The sequence below is a fragment of the Xanthomonas sp. CFBP 7698 genome, from assembly GCF_003600855.1.
GTDB lineage: Bacteria > Pseudomonadota > Gammaproteobacteria > Xanthomonadales > Xanthomonadaceae > Xanthomonas > Xanthomonas cannabis.
The window spans coordinates 1-17,295 of the sequence record NZ_PRDN01000003.1; the positions used below are offsets into that span (position 1 = coordinate 1).

At 57.7% G+C, this 17,295-nt stretch carries 12 protein-coding genes and 1 pseudogene; 5 read left to right on the forward strand and 8 right to left on the reverse strand.

Annotation, left to right across the window (positions count from 1 at the left end):
- Together XnspCFBP7698_RS13785 and XnspCFBP7698_RS13790 are read left to right on the forward strand one after the other, a co-directional pair.
- Positions 1–858: pseudogene (locus XnspCFBP7698_RS13785) on the forward strand (IS3 family transposase); the annotation flags it as partial.
- A 68-nt stretch (positions 859–926) separates the two neighbouring features.
- Positions 927–1,211: a helix-turn-helix transcriptional regulator gene (locus XnspCFBP7698_RS13790; RefSeq protein ID WP_104579213.1), complete on the forward strand. Its 285-nt coding sequence runs from the start codon at positions 927–929 to the stop codon at positions 1,209–1,211.
- A 140-nt stretch (positions 1,212–1,351) separates the two neighbouring features.
- Here XnspCFBP7698_RS13790 and XnspCFBP7698_RS13795 read toward each other — a convergent pair whose 3' ends face one another.
- From XnspCFBP7698_RS13795 to XnspCFBP7698_RS13820, 6 genes are read right to left on the reverse strand one after another with little or no spacing between them, the layout of a single operon-like run.
- Positions 1,352–3,151 (reverse strand): AIPR family protein, encoded by a 1,800-nt coding sequence (locus XnspCFBP7698_RS13795; protein ID WP_123137567.1) that lies wholly within the window; start codon positions 3,149–3,151, stop codon positions 1,352–1,354.
- 4 nt (positions 3,152–3,155) lie between these two features.
- On the reverse strand, positions 3,156–4,166 hold the full coding sequence (locus XnspCFBP7698_RS13800; protein WP_123137490.1) for a PD-(D/E)XK motif protein: 1,011 nt from the start codon (positions 4,164–4,166) through the stop codon (positions 3,156–3,158).
- The gene (locus XnspCFBP7698_RS13805) at positions 4,150–7,032 is read right to left on the reverse strand and encodes a Z1 domain-containing protein (RefSeq protein WP_123137491.1); all 2,883 of its coding nucleotides are present in this window, start codon (positions 7,030–7,032) and stop codon (positions 4,150–4,152) included. Before XnspCFBP7698_RS13805 ends, XnspCFBP7698_RS13800 begins: the two co-directional genes overlap by 17 nt.
- Entirely contained in the window at positions 7,029–8,582 is a 1,554-nt protein-coding gene (locus tag XnspCFBP7698_RS13810; protein WP_233548984.1) for an ATP-binding protein, read from the reverse strand. The genes XnspCFBP7698_RS13805 and XnspCFBP7698_RS13810 overlap by 4 nt, the downstream gene beginning before the upstream one ends.
- Positions 8,560–10,548, reverse strand: a complete 1,989-nt coding sequence (locus XnspCFBP7698_RS13815) for a sigma-70 family RNA polymerase sigma factor (protein WP_123137493.1) — start codon at positions 10,546–10,548, stop codon at positions 8,560–8,562. Before XnspCFBP7698_RS13815 ends, XnspCFBP7698_RS13810 begins: the two co-directional genes overlap by 23 nt.
- A 14-nt stretch (positions 10,549–10,562) precedes the next feature.
- Positions 10,563–12,149, reverse strand: coding sequence for a DNA cytosine methyltransferase (locus XnspCFBP7698_RS13820; protein WP_123137494.1), 1,587 nt, complete (start codon positions 12,147–12,149; stop codon positions 10,563–10,565).
- An 18-nt stretch (positions 12,150–12,167) separates the two neighbouring features.
- Between XnspCFBP7698_RS13820 and XnspCFBP7698_RS13825 the strand changes: the two genes are divergently transcribed.
- The 3 genes from XnspCFBP7698_RS13825 to XnspCFBP7698_RS13835 all read left to right on the forward strand — a co-directional run bounded on the left by XnspCFBP7698_RS13825 (position 12,168) and on the right by XnspCFBP7698_RS13835 (position 15,428).
- The gene (locus tag XnspCFBP7698_RS13825; RefSeq protein ID WP_123137495.1) at positions 12,168–12,659 is read left to right on the forward strand and encodes a very short patch repair endonuclease; all 492 of its coding nucleotides are present in this window, start codon (positions 12,168–12,170) and stop codon (positions 12,657–12,659) included.
- A 319-nt stretch (positions 12,660–12,978) separates the two neighbouring features.
- Positions 12,979–14,676 carry a hypothetical protein gene (locus XnspCFBP7698_RS13830; protein WP_123137496.1) on the forward strand — a complete coding sequence of 566 codons (1,698 nt, stop codon included), beginning with the start codon at positions 12,979–12,981 and terminating at the stop codon, positions 14,674–14,676.
- Positions 14,673–15,428, forward strand: coding sequence for a hypothetical protein (locus XnspCFBP7698_RS13835; protein ID WP_123137497.1), 756 nt, complete (start codon positions 14,673–14,675; stop codon positions 15,426–15,428). The genes XnspCFBP7698_RS13830 and XnspCFBP7698_RS13835 overlap by 4 nt, the downstream gene beginning before the upstream one ends.
- A gap of 58 nt (positions 15,429–15,486) precedes the next feature.
- Here XnspCFBP7698_RS13835 and XnspCFBP7698_RS13840 read toward each other — a convergent pair whose 3' ends face one another.
- Complete coding sequence (locus tag XnspCFBP7698_RS13840) at positions 15,487–16,110, reverse strand: HNH endonuclease domain-containing protein (protein ID WP_123137498.1); 624 nt, start codon at positions 16,108–16,110, stop codon at positions 15,487–15,489.
- Positions 16,107–17,276: an AAA family ATPase gene (locus XnspCFBP7698_RS13845; protein ID WP_123137499.1), complete on the reverse strand. Its 1,170-nt coding sequence runs from the start codon at positions 17,274–17,276 to the stop codon at positions 16,107–16,109. The genes XnspCFBP7698_RS13840 and XnspCFBP7698_RS13845 overlap by 4 nt, the downstream gene beginning before the upstream one ends.
- Positions 17,277–17,295 lie beyond the last annotated feature (19 nt).

The window sequence follows — 17,295 nt, forward strand, 5'->3', positions numbered from 1 at the left end:
CGACCTGCTGAAGGAGGCGATGGCAAAAAAATGGTGAGGCCATCTCAACGCCGGGAGATGGCCCGATGGGCCGTGGCGAACAAAACAATGAGCATCCGGCACGCCTGCCAGGCGTTTGATATCAGCCAAACTTGCTACCGCTATCAAGCCAAGGCCAGCGAGGAGAACGTCCAGATTGCCGATTGGCTTGTCCGGTTGACCACGACCTATCGTGACTGGGGGTTCGGCCTATGTTTTCTGCACCTGCGCAACGTGAAGGGCTTCGGCTGGAACCGCAAGCGGGTGTACCGCATCTACCGGGAGCTGGAGTTGAACCTGCGGATCAAGCCGAAGAAACGGCTGGTACGTGAGCGGCCAGAGCCGTTGTCGGTACCGGAGACGATCAACTAGGTCTGGTCGATGGATTTCATGAACGACCAGTTGGCCGATGGTCGCAGCTTCCGGTTATTTAACGTGCTCGACGACTTCAATCGCGAGGGTCTGGGCATCGAGGTCGACCTATCGCTGCCATCGGCCCGTGTGATCCGCGCGTTGGATCAGATCATCGACTGGCGCGGCAAGCCAAACGCCATTCGCTGCGACAACGGCCCGGAGTACATCAGCGGCGCGCTGCTAGCTTGGGCACAGCAGCGCGGCATCCGGATCGAGCACATCCAGCCAGGCAAGCCGCAGCAAAATGCCTACGTCGAACGTTACAACCGCACCGTCCGCTACGCTTGGCTGGCCACAACGTTGTTCGACACCATCGAGCAGGTTCAGGACAAAGCCACGCGCTGGCTATGGACGTACAACCATGAGCGCCCCAACATGGCGCTCGGCGGCATCACCCCAGCAATGAAATTGGCGATGGCCGCGTAGCTCCACTTTTGGCGAACGCTAAAACGGGGGGATTACCGCAGGACGAGCAGCCCGGAGCACATCAGAACGTGACAAAGAGGAAGACCCTTCCGATCTATAGCCAGCGCCTGCGTGAGGCGCGGGAGGCGCGCGGACTATCGCAACGGGCGCTCGGAATTGAGGCTGGCCTTGATGAGTTCGTCGCGAGTACGCGCGTCAACCGGTACGAAACGGGCGTACACCAGCCCGACCTGCAGACCCAGCAACGCATAGCAGCTGTACTCGGCTACCCCCTGGCCTATTTCTACGCCGAGGACGACGAACTCGCCCAGATGATCTTTGAGTTCAAGAGCCGGGCGAAGCGTAACGCCTGACAGATCGAAGACCCTTCAAGGCGTCCTCGTTGTCGGCGGAAAACAAGGCTCCCCGCTGCAAGCTCAGATCGCTTTCCCATCGCGGGCATTGTTCGTTCTGGCGACATGGCCGCAGTGACGATTCGCGGCCTTGCACATCCTCACTTGATCTCGGGAATCAACGCGTTGATGCTGGTCAGCTCAAGTTGCTGTAGCTTCTTCCAGCACTCTTCCTTCTTTGACCATTCGCTGATCATCCTGCCATCGGCTGTAGAGTGGAGGCCTGCATTCACCTCCTTTGCCCACACCCTCACTTGGTCCTTGAAGGCTGCGGAGATGCCTTGCTGCTCCCAGATCCGCATCAGATCTATCGCACTACCATGCTGCTTTGCCAACAGCGAGACAAGGTAGATCGCCACATTGCCTTGGAATGCTGGAAACATTGGCCTGACAAGTGAATGCACTTGCTTGAACAGGATCACCTTACCGATCATCTCCTTGAAGCCACCGGCACTGGGCATCACGGGCTCGCCACGCTCCTCCCTCTCACGCACGTCGTCCATGAAACGTGCGAAGTTCTTCTGACCGCCCAGACTCGCCAAGTGCGGAAGTCCGCCCCAAGCATTCAAGAACTTCGCAAGATCTGTCTTGGTGAGCCGACGAGCAGGTGGAACTACATTCGACTTCAAGTTCCTGTACTTCGCCGGCGTACTTCCCTCACGCGCCAACATGGTCGTGTAGCTTCCCGCTGCACGCTCATAGAACCAGCGACCTACGCCGTCCGGCAGATACACGGAATTCGACAGCTTCTCCAGCTCTACGTGGAAAGGAGAGTTGGCGGAGAGGTCGGATTGCTTCACAGTATTCTGGCTGTTGGCAAACCTAGATATGTCGCTTATCAGCGATTCTTCTGCGACTGCGTTATCCGCCTTCAGTACGACAACCTTGGCAGGAACGCGAACCTTCGCCAAGTCGGTGTCGGGATATTTCTTCTTGGTGAAGTAAATGGATGCAGTTGTCTGCCCACCATTCACTATCTGCATTCCCTTCAACCAAGCGATCCCAGGCCCACCCTGCGAGGTCCTGCCAAGACTCGCTTCGTCAGCGACGACCACAATGCCATTGTTGTACGCCACAAACTTCTCTGGTTCCGAACGGAGCGAAGCTTGGATGCCCTTATTCACTTTTCCAGTTGCGCTCAGGAATGAGCGTACATTGGCCTCGAGTAGACGAGCTCCATACTTGTCATACAGGTGGCGAAGCACATCACCAGGGAATACCGTCATCGCATAGTCATAGGACTCAGCTTCGCCAGGAATGTAGACGCACGGCAAGGGTCCACCTGCCAACTCCTCAAAATTGACGACCAGCTCATCGCGTGGCCTCCCCTCTGAAAGGTGACGATGCAACCTCTCGATGTCCATCACTTCAAGACGGATGGTCTTTGCAGCGATTTCCTGCGACTTGAAATTCTTGGTCTTGACTTGGCCATCCGTCAGAACGTAGATCCGGATCTCCTCGAGGTCCCCGTACGCTCTTTGGATGTGGACGGCGAGCTCATGCGCGTCATGAGAAGGATCCAAGTTCTTTGCCATCGATCCTTCGGCCGACAGCCTGAGGAAACGCGCACAGTACTCCGCTGCCTGCTTGGTTTCGGAATCCGGAATCGAACTAGGCTCGTCCAAGTTCAAGTAGTGTGTCACGAAAAGATCAAGACGGTCTCCATCCTCCGAGATCGAATAGCCGCTGAGCCTGATACTCGCACCGCCTCGTCCGACTTTGCTGTCGACGTGACACACTTGGGGCTCATAGGTCATCCCTACTTCCTCCATGTGCTTCATGACGATCTCCGAGAAGACAAGCTCCGGATAAGGGTAGGCCGCGCCCGATGCAGTCATTCTTTCTGAAATCTCATCTTGGACCTCAGCTCTTATCTGTCCGAGGAATTCAATCAGTTCCATCTTCCTACGCTCCAAGTTTTCCAGAAATCTCCGCGAAGCTCCTCGCGACCACCGGGAAAGCATCCAGATCCAGCGTATACATCACTTCGCTGACCGCCGCCGGTACCGTAGCCCTTGTCAAACGAGGGCTCTCGTCTTCAACCAGGCGATACATCAGCTCCCTTGTCAGAAAGCGCCTGCTGTAATGGTCACGCATGGCCTCAAGATAGCCTGCTGCGAAAAGCCTCCCTGAGAACAACAAGGCTGCTGCGTCATCCTGAATAGCTCGCGCCAGATCATCGACATACTCAGGAAGGGTCTTCCCTCCATCGCTCTGGGATACACGAACACAGGCGATATAGAGCGGCCGATGAAGACTGTTGTCGAGCTGGTCCAAGTTGCCGATCCTGGCCGTGAATCCAGCAGGCAATGTGGTGGTCTTGACCTCAACCCCGCCAGTTCCGATGGAGAAGTCATGCAATCCATCCATGGGGCCGACCCAGGACTCCATAGCATCGGCCGCCAACATGCCGTCGGCAATCATATTCCGTAAGACAACGAGTTCACCAAGCAGTCCAACCTCCTCTTCAGTCGAAAGAACAGCGGGCTGTTCCCTCTTCATGAAGTCCTGCCATGCTCGAATTCTAGCCAACAGCGAACCGAGGACCTTCTCTCCTCTATCGTCATGGGCACGCTCCAAAAGCGACACGAGATCTGCCGCCATGAGCGTAAACAACGCAAGTGGCCCGCCTTGCTGACGAACGAGTGCAAACCAGGCGCGCCCGCCGCCATGCGGCATCTCAGTTTGGTGGAACGCGAAACCCTGCCCACGTGGCAGCCTGGAATCATTTGGAGGTACCACATCGGCGATCCCCACCAGCAAACTCTCCTCGTTTCCACTCCCCCGTCTTCCAGCCAGGACCAGACTGGTCACGGTCTTCGAAAGTTCGATGACCTTCCAGCCCGCGCCATCGGCCAGCCCGCTCAACGCCCTCCATGCCGAAGCTAGCTGTTCCTCCTTATTCCGATGCGCCATAGTCCAGTTCCCAACCTACATTGTTGATCTTGTACTCGACGCGGACATCCGCCTTGCTTCCCGGAAAGCTCATGGCAAAGGCGACGACGTCGGAGACATCGGCCAGCGCGCCTTGCTCACCCTTCGGATCCAGCACGTAGATGATGAGGAGACCACTCTCAGGTTTGGCTTGGACACCGTCCGCACCAAGTCCTCTAACTGTACGCATGGCTGGACCACTCGGCACCTCTGGAGCCGTGGCCGACTTCTTTTCCTGTCGGCGCTCCCAAGTCTCTACGGACATTCTCAAAGCAGCATCCCACTGACTTTGGTCTAGGCAGATCATCTCGTCCTTTGGATCGGACAGGACCCCTATGGCGAACCTATCTCCCTCGACTACATCGGCACTTCGGCCAACCTTGTTGACCCTGATCCCATCAGCCACTTCAACGGGAACTCCCGACTTGTTCCCGATCAGCGCGACATCCCAGTTCGTCAGCTCCCCTAGGCTAGCCATCTTCCGCACGAATTCCGCCAGCACCGCGCTGTTTACCCGATGCGCAGTGCTGTTCGTCCTGTAGTCCAGAAGGAAATCGACAACGGTCTGGTAATTGACACCTTTCCAGAGGTGGCCGTGCCAGGCTTGACGGGTATCTCCAAAGGTCCTTGCAATCTCGCCGTATTCGTCCTGACGGCCCAGATTTCCGACAAGCATTCGAGCAGCCTGCAGATTCCTCCCGACATCTCCCTTCGAGAATGAGACCGTCTGCATCAGCTGACCGCTGTACGAGAGCAGCAATGTCCTGGCACTCCGCATCTTGATCTGGGAAGTGACCATCAGCTCAGGATGCGACTGCACCTTCAGTCCGAACTCCTTCGGCGTGGCTCCGAAGTTTGCCATCAGATCGAACTCCTCCCTCAGCTCACCTGCCGCATCGGAGATGTGGCGGAACCATTCAACCAGATCGGAGGACGTGTACAGGCGGCACAGGTCCAGATAGCCCCGGCGATATCCGAACCAGCGGCCCATCTGCATCAGAGTGTCGTACATCTTGGAGGCACGGAGGAAGTAGCTTGTACAAAGGCCTTCCAACGTCAGTCCACGCGCCAACTTGTCGCCACCGATGGCGATGACCTTCAACCCCCTTCCCTTGTTGTACTCATAGTCCAAGGCGTCCTTGGCAGTGCCATTGACAAGCCTTACATCAATGTCCTCCAACACGCCGGGAATCGCATCAAGAAGCTCCGGCCAGGAAATTTCCAATTCCGGGACGTCGCCGATGCCTGCGTCCACGAGGACACGTGTGGCGGGGACAAAGTCTTCTTCCCACATCCGGCGGAGGCGCACGACGACATCCTCCTCCCCGATGCCTCTCGTGACCCGCTGACGCATAGACCTCACGTAGTCCTCAACGTCAGCCTTTACCAGCTTTTGAACCTGGTTGAAGCGAGTGACGTGGATCAGCATTGAGCTGTGCATCGCCCCTTGCCTACGCATGGAGCGGACCGCACAAGCAAGTACAAAGGAATCGATTGCAGTTCGTAGACTTGGAGGAAGCGGTTCATCACTGCTCCAAGCCGGCATGTGGGTGATCTTGTGCTTCGCAGGCATCCATCCCGTCTGCTTGTCCGCGGACTGGAAATCGCTGATCTCCTTGACCAATGGCAGCTGTCCTTGCCGCCCTTCGGGTGACGGATAGCCAAACACCGTGGATGGCCCCACATAATTGCTTGGTGCAGCGAGGCTCTGAATAAAAGCGGATGGGAAGAGGTCCAGTCCCTCCCTTTTCGTCTCCCCCTTCTCATGAATGAAGATATTGGCGAAGGGAGTGGCCGTATAGCCGACGTAGGCGGACCTCGAGAACGAATGCAGTATCCGTCGAATCAGTTTGTTGATGGTTGTCGGCTGGTGTTCGTCGTCCGGCTTGCCGTCTTCATCCAGCACGGTCTCGCCTGTGTCCACCGAACCGTTGTCGGCTTCATCGTCAATGATGAGAAGTGGAAGCTTGGTGACGCGCTTCTTCACCAACGGCAACTTGTTTTCGTCGGAGCTCGTCCCTTCCTCCGCATCCCGCAAGGTGAGGTCGGCCACATGGTTCTGGATCCATTTCAGAAGACGCACGAGGACCGACTTGTTCTTCTTGACGACGAAGAGCCAAGGGCGCTCCTCGGGGGATATGGAGAGTTGCGTAGCAGCACGACCGCCGAAGTCACCATTTTCCGCACGGGTAGTCGCGCAGTTCGGCTTGATGGACATGTCGGTATCGATCAAGCCGACACCGACCCGGCGGAGGACGTCGCTCTCTCCGTTTGCTTCGTACCCGAGGAAGCCCTCCTCCAAGCGGATCTGTGTCTGCGACCTCAAGTTGTTGTGGAGCCCTGCAAGGACGATGATCACCTTGTACTGGGCGTCCGCGGCCTTGCACACCAAACCGGTATAGCTGGCAGTCTTGCCAGATTGGACATGACCCACAACGAGCCCGCGCCTGCTCCAGCTCCCCTTCCGGACCGGATCCTCGAGCATTCCAAGAATCTTGTCGGTCGACTTGTCCAACTTGTCGGCTATGTCCCAGGAAAGGTCCTTCTCCAGAAGTTCGCGATAGCGCTGCCAGTATCGCCAGTCCTTCTTTCGCGTTGCATCCAGCCACGGCTCATGTCCAGCCTCGTCCCTCAGGGATGTGTCATCTCCGACCCAGATGCTGAACCTTCGGATCAACTCGTCGGTGACCGCATCCTTGTCGAGATCCACGGTCCACTTCGGATTCAACATCATGGCGATCCCGATTTTTTCGGCAATCAACGCGGGGGTGATTCCTCCTTTGTCCTCTTCCTCGAGAAGAAGCATCTGTACGAGGCGGATGGTCTTGCTTTCATTGGAATCGCTCATACAGCTCCACGCTCACTGTTCTCATTGATATCGGAGGGCAAGCCTTTGACCAGATCGGGATGCAGATCGAAGGGCTCTGTCTTGAGCAACCTAGATTTCGCCTCGTCCGAGGACAAACCCGACCTCACCATAAGTGTTCTGTAAAGGCTCAAGAGGACTTTTCTTACCGACTCATCTGGCTCTTCTGTGAAGCCACCTTTGGCGTGCTCTCCTGTCTCGGCAGCTTCCAGCCAGATTCTTTGAACCGGAATGGTCTCTTCGAGCACACGGAGCATCGTCTCCACGCGCTCCTTGATTTCCCCGCCCTCATCCAGCAACGGCTTGATGGCCGGATGACTGCGGTCTACCCGATAGCGGCGGCCTGATTTGATCTCATGCGACATCCAGACCGCTGCTAGGTCCTCGGGACGGTTGGATGAAGCGTTGGACTGGGCCCTGTGCAGGAACACCTTCCTGGCCCTGTCGCGCACATCGTCTGCCAAGCGGGTCAACTGGTCCCGCAGCCTCACCGGTGGCTGCGCGGACGACTTCCGGACATCGATCTTCCAGTCCGCATCAGTGTTGTTGGCAATATCCAGACGGATCCGTGCCAACCTGTGCGCCTCGTCCTTGGACCATGATCGACCACGCCCGAGACCCAGCCAGCTTCCGGCAACCAAAAGTCTACGGCCACGGTACACATAGAAGCCCTGCTGTGAAGCCCAGCCTTCTGGCCCGCCCGCATCCAAGAACGCTTTGTCGCTGAGACGGTCCTTGTGTGGCAGCACGAACGCCTGTGCCGATACCTGCCAATCACCCGAACCGATGTTGGCTTCCGGAGATCGCCACGTCGCCGAGTTCGTGGTCAGGAATGGGTCCCAGGGCTTCAGTTCCTTCCCATTGATGCGCAGTCGGATCCAAGGACCGCTTCGGTCGAGGAAGCGGTGGAACACCATGCAGAGGTGGGCCTCAACCCTGTCCATCAGGTCCAGGAAGTCCCGCTCCTTGTAGGACTTGGATACGATGCGATCCAGGCTTTCCCAAAGTACGACCGTGCCTCGGCCGCCACCCGCAGGCAGATTCAACCTGCTCTCAGACCCCACGAAGGAGCCTTCCAGAAGATTCCAGTTTCCGTGCGGGTCATTGGCCAGTACATCGAGATCCCAGCGCAAACAGCTGGTTTGACCATCCTTGCTGCTGGCGACTGTCAGGCGCCTAGCCTGCGAGAACGAGGCGGTCTTCAGGCCAAGGCCGAATCTTCCGAGGTCGGTTGAGCTACGTTGATGGAGAGGATTCCTGTCACCCAGCCTCATCGCACTCTCGAGCTCGGCATCTGTCATCCCTCCCCCGTCGTCACTGATTGCTATCCAGCTGTCGTGCATTGACCAGTGGAAGCCAACGTCGATAGCTCGGGCGCCTGCAGAAATACTGTTGTCTATCAGGTCGGCCAAGGCTGTCTCGGTCGTGTAGCCAAGGCCGCGCAGTGCCTCGACCATGGCGCTGGCCTTGGGTGGCGCATTGCGGATTCCCGACAAGCTGGAATGACCACTATTCATCGAATAGCTCTCCAACGTATCCCTCCAAAGCAGCCAATGTCCTCTGCGGATGACGCAGAGCCTTCAGTGCCTTGGATTCGATCTGGCGTATGCGCTCCCTCGTCACTCCGTGCATCTGCCCAACTTCTTCGAGCGTTCTCTCGACGCCATCGACCAGACCGAACCTGTGCCGAATTACATCAGCCTGCTTTTCCGAGATCTCTTTGATGCTGAGGTGGACGAGCCTTGCCATCTCCATGTGCTCGGCGAAGTCTGCCGGATCCGCCAACTCATCGGCGACGGACATGACAGCATCTTGATCGGCAGGCGAGTCCTCCCATAAGGAAGCATCCTCGACAACCGACAAGGTTCTCCTCACCTCCGCTTCCGAGTACCCGGTCAGGTTCGCGATCTCGGAGAGCGGTATTCCCATGGGAGACTCGAAGCCGGTCATTCGGGCCGCTTTCGCAACCTTGCTCAACCTCTCCATCATGTGCACCGGCACACGAATAAGCCTGCTCTTGTCCGCAATAGCTCGAGTGACAGCCTGCTTCAGCCACCAGGTCGCATAGGTCGAGAATTTGTATCCCCGCCGGAAGTCGAACTTCTCGATCGCCTTCAACAGTCCGATGAAGGACTCTTGTATGCGGTCCATCCGCGGGATATTGGACCAGGCATATTTCTCTGCCACCGAGATAGCAAGCCTGATGTTGGCGGCGAACATTTCCCGCTCCACCCTCGTACCACGCGCAAGGATCTCCGCAAGATGCGGATTTGCATGCCCCGCCGCCGACATCGATTGATGAACCGTCCTGACGCCGTACATCGTCAGTTCGAGCCGTTCAACAAGAACGGAAATATTCTTGCTGGGGACGGTATCCCTGTTTGCCCAAGCTGAAGATACGAGCGCCAGAACCCCCTTCAACTTTTCGGATATCTTGGAACTTCCTTCTTCATCGCCATCCGCTTCGATGCGACTTATTCTTCCGGCCGCATAAGGGTCATCGGCAATGACCATTTCCAAATTGATGAGGGCTTCCATGGCATGCTCATCATTTGAGATGGTGCGGATCGCGTCGTTGATTACCAAGGATGCCAAGAGGCCCAGGCGCTCCTCGCCATCACGGTCGAGCAGTACCGAGCGCTCCACCTCCTTCGTCAGCTGGAAGTGCGGATCATTTCGTGTAGCCGACAGGTCCCTCAGATACTGCAGATACGCTTCCGGATCCTCCTCAAGGTCCAGACGCTCGTCGATCAGAGGCCCGACCAGCCATTCATCCCGTTCGTCGTCGGGGATCGCGCCGATATCACCCAGCAGTTGCCGCAGGTGCTGACCGAAGTCCACATCTGCCCCCAGTTCCGAGTCGCTAACAAGCAGATCGATCTGGCGTTGTCTGTATAGGCCGTAGTCCGAGGCTCGCCCGATGAGGGTTGCAAACAGCGCCTGCTGGTCGTCTTCTTGCAGCCCGATGGCAGCATCCATTCCGTCGGGGTCCGGCAACTCAAAGACAAAGTTTCCCCAACCGGCATCCTGCGGAATAGGCCGCTGGCCTTCGAGTAACGACTGGGCTTCGATGATGCCGGTTCGGACAACCTCGTCGTCGGCGGGAATAGTAGCGACGTCTTCCGGCTCCCATGTCCCGAAGATGTCGGCCTCCGTATCGGTCTCGGCGGGATCGCCAAGGTCCATTACATCCGGATCTCCATGTGGCGCGAGAAGCTCGACCACAGCGATCCAACCAGCAGCCTTGGCCACGTCGCTTGCCGACATGCCTGATCCGTCCAATGCGGCCTTGTCTGCTCCATGTTCCAGAAGCAGCTTACATAGCTGCACATTCCCTGCCTGGGCCGCAAACATCAAAGGAGTGCGACCGCGCTGATCGGCGGAGTCGACACTTCTGCCTTCTGCGATGTGTCGTGCGACACGCTCAATGTCGCCTTGCTGTAGGGCCGCACGAAAAAGTGGAGGCAGGGACTGCTTGGAAAGCTGCGCATCACTCAAAGCTGTCCTCCCGCCTATTCCTTGATGATGTCCGAAACGACCCTGGCGATCTGACGGGCAATCATCGGCGGGACGGCGTTGCCCACCTGCACGAATTGCTGTGTCCGGTTGCCCATGAAGAGGTAGTCGTCCGGGAAAGTCTGCAACCTCGCAGCCTCACGAACCGTGAGGCTCCTGCACTGTCCCGGGTCATGATGAATGAAGGCATGCCCATCCTTCGACAGATGACTGGTCACGGTATTGGATGGCCGGTTCCTGACTTGAACACGAAACCGGTCCGAAAAAGCACCCGTGGTCCAGCTTGCGTGATAGGGGGCAAGCGCCAAAGGAAATTCAGCACCTCTTGGCGAGCGCTTGTGTACTTGGGCGAAGGCGGCACAGAAGAGGTAACGCCCCATGTCCGAAGGCATGTGCGAGCGCGCCTCGTGATTGAGGACTGCCGGCTGCCCCCCTTTTCGCACCTTGTCCTCGAAACCCGTGATAACGCTTGTGGTATAGCTGACCGAGGATCGCGGCAATCGGGACTTGGGCTCGATCGTCCTCAGCTCCGCCTTCAGCTTCGGATCATCCACGCACTGGACAAGCAGACGCCGCTGAATTTCGAACGCTTCCTTCCAGTCCTTGGCGTTGTCCTGCTGCCGGCTGATTCCACTTCGCAGCCCTGGCAACCCTCTCAACGCATCTGCGACAGATGTCTGCTTGTCCGGACACTCCAGACCAGGAATCCGCTCGATGCGACCACTGAACCGGTCCTCGCGCACCCCCATGATGATGATCCGGTGCCGCGCCTGCGGCACTCCGTGGTCCTCGCATCGGATCAGGAAGCCTGCGGGATCTTCGGCAACGCTTTCGTGGGTCCTGAGCGAATCGCCGTCGACATGGATCGGCAACAGCACGTACCGTTCGCCGGTGCCGCCGCGCCCCTTGCCCAGCGCGGCCTTCGGATCCGCCAGATCGCGCTGGATCGCCTCGAACATTGCCTGGTCACCCACCTTGGAAGTGAGGATCCCCTTGACGTTCTCCATGATGAAGACGTCGGGCGTGAAGTTGGCCAGGATTCCCAAGTACTGCTTGTAAAGGAAGTGGCGGTGGTCACCCTTCGCCTTGAACTCGCTGATCCTGGATTGCCTGGCACGGCCGACGACAGAATAAGCCTGGCATGGAGGCCCGCCGATCAATACGAGCTGGTCGTAGTACTCGCGTACCGCTTCGATGCGCTGATGGAGCCGCTCGTTGTCGGCATCCACACCCATTGTGAGATTGAGGGCTTCCTCCTCGGCCTCACGCCAGAGGCTCGCCCACTTCCCCTCGCGGAACCGGGCACCCGGAAGCGCCGCATTGCCGTATGCGAACTCCTGGAGGTAGTTCCGATATACCGTGGGCAGCTCTCCCTCAGCCCTTTGCAGGAGCCGCACGAAGGCCCGCAACTGCAGCGTCGCATGGGCAGACTTCTCCATCTCCGCCGAGACAGCCAGTTGGAAGGGGTGAAGTGTCGAGTTCTTCGGACTGAAGCTACTGAAGCCTTCGCCCAAGCCACCCGGACCGGCAAAGATGTCGATGACACCGACTGAACCACTTTTGCGCTTTGATGCCGCGGACAAGATCAGAGGACTCTGGCAATGGTTGATGTGATGACCGCAGAGAAGCGTTCGGCGCTGATGTCGCGGATCAGAAGCAAGGATACCGCCCCCGAGCTCATTCTCAGACAGTTGCTATGGCAGAAAGGGCTAAGGTACCGGCTCCATGACCGCAAACTACCAGGAAGACCGGATCTTGTCTTCGCTGGACGCAAGGTGGCCGTCTTCGTCCACGGCTGCTTCTGGCATCGCCATGAGGGCTGCTCGTACTTCCGGCTTCCCAAGACACGTCCAGAGTTCTGGGATGCGAAGTTGCAGAGAAACAGGGAGCGTGACCTGGCCGCCATCCGGGCGATCATCGATCTTGGCTGGCGTGCAGGAGTCGTATGGGAATGCTCGATACGGCGCTCAGCGGAGTCGGCCTCCGACGCATTGGCGCATTGGATAGGAATGGGCAATGGCAACATTTCCATCGGAGCATGCGGCACGTCCATCTCGTCCATTGAGACCCCACAGTTCACCTCGCCCTACTAAGCCTACAGCCCCGAGACCAGCGCAGCCAAAGTCAGGGCAGACTTTGGGTGCTCTGACGATCATCTGCGTGATATCCACCGAGCAGATGCTGCGAGATGCACCGAGCTTCGCGAATCACTTGCGGCTATGCAGCTCGAATGAAGCGAAAGATCAACACAGGCCCCAATTTTGCCACCCGTTTCTCCGCGCCTCAATAAATTTGGTAGCCTGCCGATAGGAAGATCTCGCGGTGCGCTTCAGTGGCGTCGGCCTGTTCTGTTGTCGCATTCGCTGAGATCGTGCTCGGCAAGCATGGCGCGCCATCAACGGGGAAGTAGGCATGCAATACAAGGAAGGCGCCGGTTTCTATCAGCAGGACGAACGGCAGGTGGTGGAGGCCGAGCAGGTCGACCTGTTGTTGGCCAGCGCGATCGACCGGGCGAGCGTTCTGTACGGGCTGCAGGAACGCGAGCCGTTGCCTTTGTCAGCGAGCCCATCGCTGCACGCGCTGCGCCAGCAGCGCTTCCAAGAGCTACTGGAAAGCAGTCGCGAGCAGGTGCTGCAGCAGATCATCGGGCCATTCGGCCTGGCCACATTGATGTTCGACGACAAGCAGGGTGGCAACGTCACCACCCAGTTCAATGCGGAGAAGGACATCTACTCGCGCCAGTGCGAGCAGTACCGCCGCAAGGAATACAAATACGAGGCCGCCCGCAAGAAAAAAATGCGCGAGGCGGTGCGCGGTGGCCAGATGAACTCCAATGAGTTCACGGACACCTACACAGGCGAGAAGGCTGCCACCAAGCGCGAAGATCGCAACGGCATGCTGGTTATGAACGCCGAGCTGGACCATACCATCCCGCTCAAGCAGGCGCATCGGGAAGGGGGCTGGATGCTGGACAAGGCCGAGCGCACCGCGCTCAGCTCTGATCCGGCCAACCTCAACTACACGACGATGGAGAACAACCGCGAGAAGGGCCACAAGTCCGCGGAGTCGTCGTTGTCCAGCGAGAAAGGCTACGACGAAAGCCTGACCAAGCCGGTCATCGAGAAGGCGCGCTCGGCGATCGACGACCACCTGCCGACCATGGGCGAGCGGGTACAGCACCACACGGGACGGCTGCTGGTGACCGGCGCCGAGCAGGCGGGGCGCAATGCGCTGCGCAAGGCCATGGGTGTGGTGATGCACGAATTCGTCAATGGCTCGTTCGTGGAGGTGGTGCGGATCGTGCGCGAGCCCGAGTCTAAGGTGAGCCTCGTCGACCAGATTCTCGCGGCATTGAAGCGCGTGATGGCGCGCGTACAGGCCAAGCTGCGCGCGGCGCTGAAGGCGCTGTTAGTGGGCGGCATCGAGGGCTTCGTGTCGAACCTGATGACCTTCGTCATCAATACCTTCGTGACGACCTCGGCGAAAGTGGTCACGGTGATCCGGGAAGGCGCCGGCAGCCTGTTCCAGGCGATCAAGATGCTGGTGGCGCCTGCCGAGGGCCGCTCGTCGATGGACATCGCGCGCGATGTGACCAAGGTACTGACTGGCGTGGTCACCACGAGCCTGGGGCTGCTGCTGGAGCAGTCGGTCAACGGGTTCCTGCTCGGCATTCCGCTGCTGGCACCGCTGGCGGGGATTCTTTCGCCGGTGATCACTGCGATCCTGACCGGCCTGATGGCCGCGCTGGTCGTGTATGGCATCGATCGTCTGTTCGATGCGCTGACCTCCCCGGGGACCGAACACCTGCAAGCCCAACTGGAGGGGCTGGAGGCCGACGCGCGTCTTGCCCAGACCCTGGCCGAGCTGGTGGCCAGCCAAGCGCAAATGGTGGCCTCCAACTTGGAACTGGCGCAGATGAATGCCGCGCTGGCGGAGACGTTTGCCACGAACGCACAGGCGCTGGATCAGGCGCACGAAGGCGCCGCGCGGACCCAGGATGCCTATCTGCGCACGGGTGCCGCGTTGGAAGTCGCGGGTGCCTCGATGTTGGCGCTGGAGGAAGAGATGGCGGCGTTTTTCATTGACATGGAACTGGACGAAACGGAATGAGCGACATCATCGAAAAAATGGCCTTGGTGCAGGTGCCGGAAGATTTCCTGCATCGCATCGATGTCGATGCCGTCGTCGCGCGGATGCACGGGAATTTCTGCAAGCTGGATTCGCTGAAGAAGTTCCGTAACGAACACGATCAGCGCAATGCATTCATGCGCTGGTGGGACAACGACAAGCTGGAAGGCGCGCAGCTGGATGCGCAGGAACTGCAGGCGGAGTTCTCCAAGTCGCTGTCCCAGCTGATGATGATCGTGCTGCTGCACTCGCAGCGCATTGCCTCACAGCAGCGCCAGATCGGCGTGCAGCAGACGGCGCTTGCGGGGCAGGCGGAGGAGTTGGCGGAACAGACCCAAGCTCTGGTGGCGCAGCAAGTGGCGCTGAAGGAGCAGTCCGAGGCGCTGGAGACGCTGGTGGTGGACTATGTGGCGCTGCGTGGGCTCACGGAGGACGGTGCGCGTAAGCTGATGCGGGTGGCGACAGAAGTAAAGAGCGCGCGGGAGGGCCTGCAGCAGCGGTTCGACACTGCGCTGGCGCAAGTGGAAGCGAGCATGGCAGACATGGGAGTGCGCCATTTGGCGCTGGAGCACGCGCAGGTGCGGCTGGATGAGATACAGGTGGAGATAGGCGCCGGTATCGACGAGGGGCGCTTGGCGCTGCGCAAGTTGCAGCAGCAGATACGGGTGATGAAGTGGGCGCTGGGTGGGTTGGCGATGGTGGTGGGCCTGATGGGGTGGCAGATTTTTTTCTAATCAGGAGGGACCTTGCCCAAAGCGATTACCCTCTGCTGTGAGTGCTCGGCGCAAGACCCTAGGACAACCTCAAAATTGCATTTATAGCCACTGCCCGGAGTCTCTGCGTCACGCCTCGAATCCCTTGAGCCGCATCAAGCTGCTCAATTTCCAGGTCACGCAACCGGAAGTACTCCACCGTTTTCTGTCCCTTCGCAGACTTGCGAAGAACTTTGTATCGGTGAAATGAGACACCGGTAACTCTGACAGAGAGCACTGCAATATGAGCAGAATAGCAATCCAAGTTCGGATGAATTATTTCGTACTGGCTCGCACGAAAAATTCCTTTCACAACTTGGGCAGGCGAAGCGCCATGTACAAAAGAGTAGTCGCACCCCTTAATGCCCATGTTACACCTTTTGCAGGCAACACTTAGATTGACGGGCTCAAGAACCTGATCGGGAAAGGACGATTGCGGGAGAATGTGCTCAACATCAACCGCCAGATCATGATCTTGGTGGAATTGCTTACGACAATAGCAACACATATCCCCTTGAATTAGGCGGTGCAAATTGCGGACTTTCTTTCTTATCGGGCGAATGCCTTTACAGGACCAATCGAGCGCCCCTCCCACACTATGGACCGCAATCAGAGCGGTCTCGGCTGTATCGAACTTAAGGTCAAGGTAGGTCGGCATAGTCATGACCCCAATTCATCGGCCATCTTTTCCACCAACGCAACCGCAGCCTCTTGTGTGCTGTCGAGCCCCATCTTCGAGAGCTCCGCTACCGCTCCGTGTAATTGACGTCGCGAAATATCGCCACTCTCCAGGCGATCCAGCAGTTCAACCAGATAGCCACTAAGAAAGTGATTTTTGGGAGTAATTATATGAAAAACTTCAGCCATTATCGCCTCTATCCCCTGATCAGCCAGATCAGCTAGATCAACATCTTCGAATGAACTGAGTGTTGGCGACATTACGTAGACAGATGCATCCGCATCGAGAGCCTCGCAGCCCATAACGATCATAGGAGAATGGGTTGCTATCACGATGGTGACAGTCTCGTAGCCAAGCACCCCACTGAGGGTGGATAGATACTCTCGCTGCCACGTGGGATGCAGACTATTCTCCGGCTCATCGATCAGCAGCAGGGAGCCTTTTTGCCGCGTCAACGCCAAAAACACCATTGAAATTATGAGTGACACTTCGCCGGAACTGGCAGCAGAAAGTGAAACCACCCCCGCATGCGAACGAAGAAATAACGAGATCCCGGAAATAATTCCAAGCGCCTTAAGCTCCTTCTCCCAGAAAAGCACTCTCGGAATATTTATGCGGACAAAGTCATTGACGCTATAGCCATCAAAATCCATCCACAATGTTTCTCGATCAATGCTAGATGTGATCAAATAGATGATAGATATCAAGTCATCTCGATCGCGCTCTTTGCGAGCTGATAGCTCCTCGATTCTCTCTCTGATGTCCTGAGTCGGTTGATTCGAAGATATCGAGATCTTGAAGCCAACCTCCGGCTGGTACCCGCAGTACCGTAGTATTCGTGAGATCGAGCGCAGCTGCAGCTCATCTCTTTCGTAAGAATTGGATATTGCACGTTTGAGTACGCGCTCAGGACTGCTACCTCGACCATAGGCCAGAACATGCGCCTGCCTTCGAAGGCGAGCAAAGCGATTGAAGGGCGAACTCGACATCACAATGACTTCGCGATCTCGGCATGCTGACATTGCAAGAGAGCGAAGGGCGCGCGTCTTCCCGGCCCCATTCTCGCCAACAAGCAACGTAACCCCACCATGGATCGGTTGTACGCTCTCTTCAGTGATCTCGTGAAGCGAGACCTTTTTTATTTGGATCATCCCTTACCCCCCACAAAAA

Excerpts from the sequence above, each read along its gene's own strand:
- XnspCFBP7698_RS13845 (WP_123137499.1), bottom strand. The coding sequence starts at position 17,276 with ATGATCCAAATAAAAAAGGTCTCGCTTCACGAGATCACTGAAGAGAGC.
- XnspCFBP7698_RS13825 (WP_123137495.1), top strand. The coding sequence starts at position 12,168 with ATGGTTGATGTGATGACCGCAGAGAAGCGTTCGGCGCTGATGTCGCGG.
- XnspCFBP7698_RS13830 (WP_123137496.1), top strand. The coding sequence starts at position 12,979 with ATGCAATACAAGGAAGGCGCCGGTTTCTATCAGCAGGACGAACGGCAG.
- XnspCFBP7698_RS13840 (WP_123137498.1), bottom strand. The coding sequence starts at position 16,110 with ATGACTATGCCGACCTACCTTGACCTTAAGTTCGATACAGCCGAGACC.
- XnspCFBP7698_RS13805 (WP_123137491.1), bottom strand. The coding sequence starts at position 7,032 with ATGAGCGATTCCAATGAAAGCAAGACCATCCGCCTCGTACAGATGCTT.
- XnspCFBP7698_RS13795 (WP_123137567.1), bottom strand. The coding sequence starts at position 3,151 with ATGGAACTGATTGAATTCCTCGGACAGATAAGAGCTGAGGTCCAAGAT.
- XnspCFBP7698_RS13800 (WP_123137490.1), bottom strand. The coding sequence starts at position 4,166 with ATGGCGCATCGGAATAAGGAGGAACAGCTAGCTTCGGCATGGAGGGCG.
- XnspCFBP7698_RS13835 (WP_123137497.1), top strand. The coding sequence starts at position 14,673 with ATGAGCGACATCATCGAAAAAATGGCCTTGGTGCAGGTGCCGGAAGAT.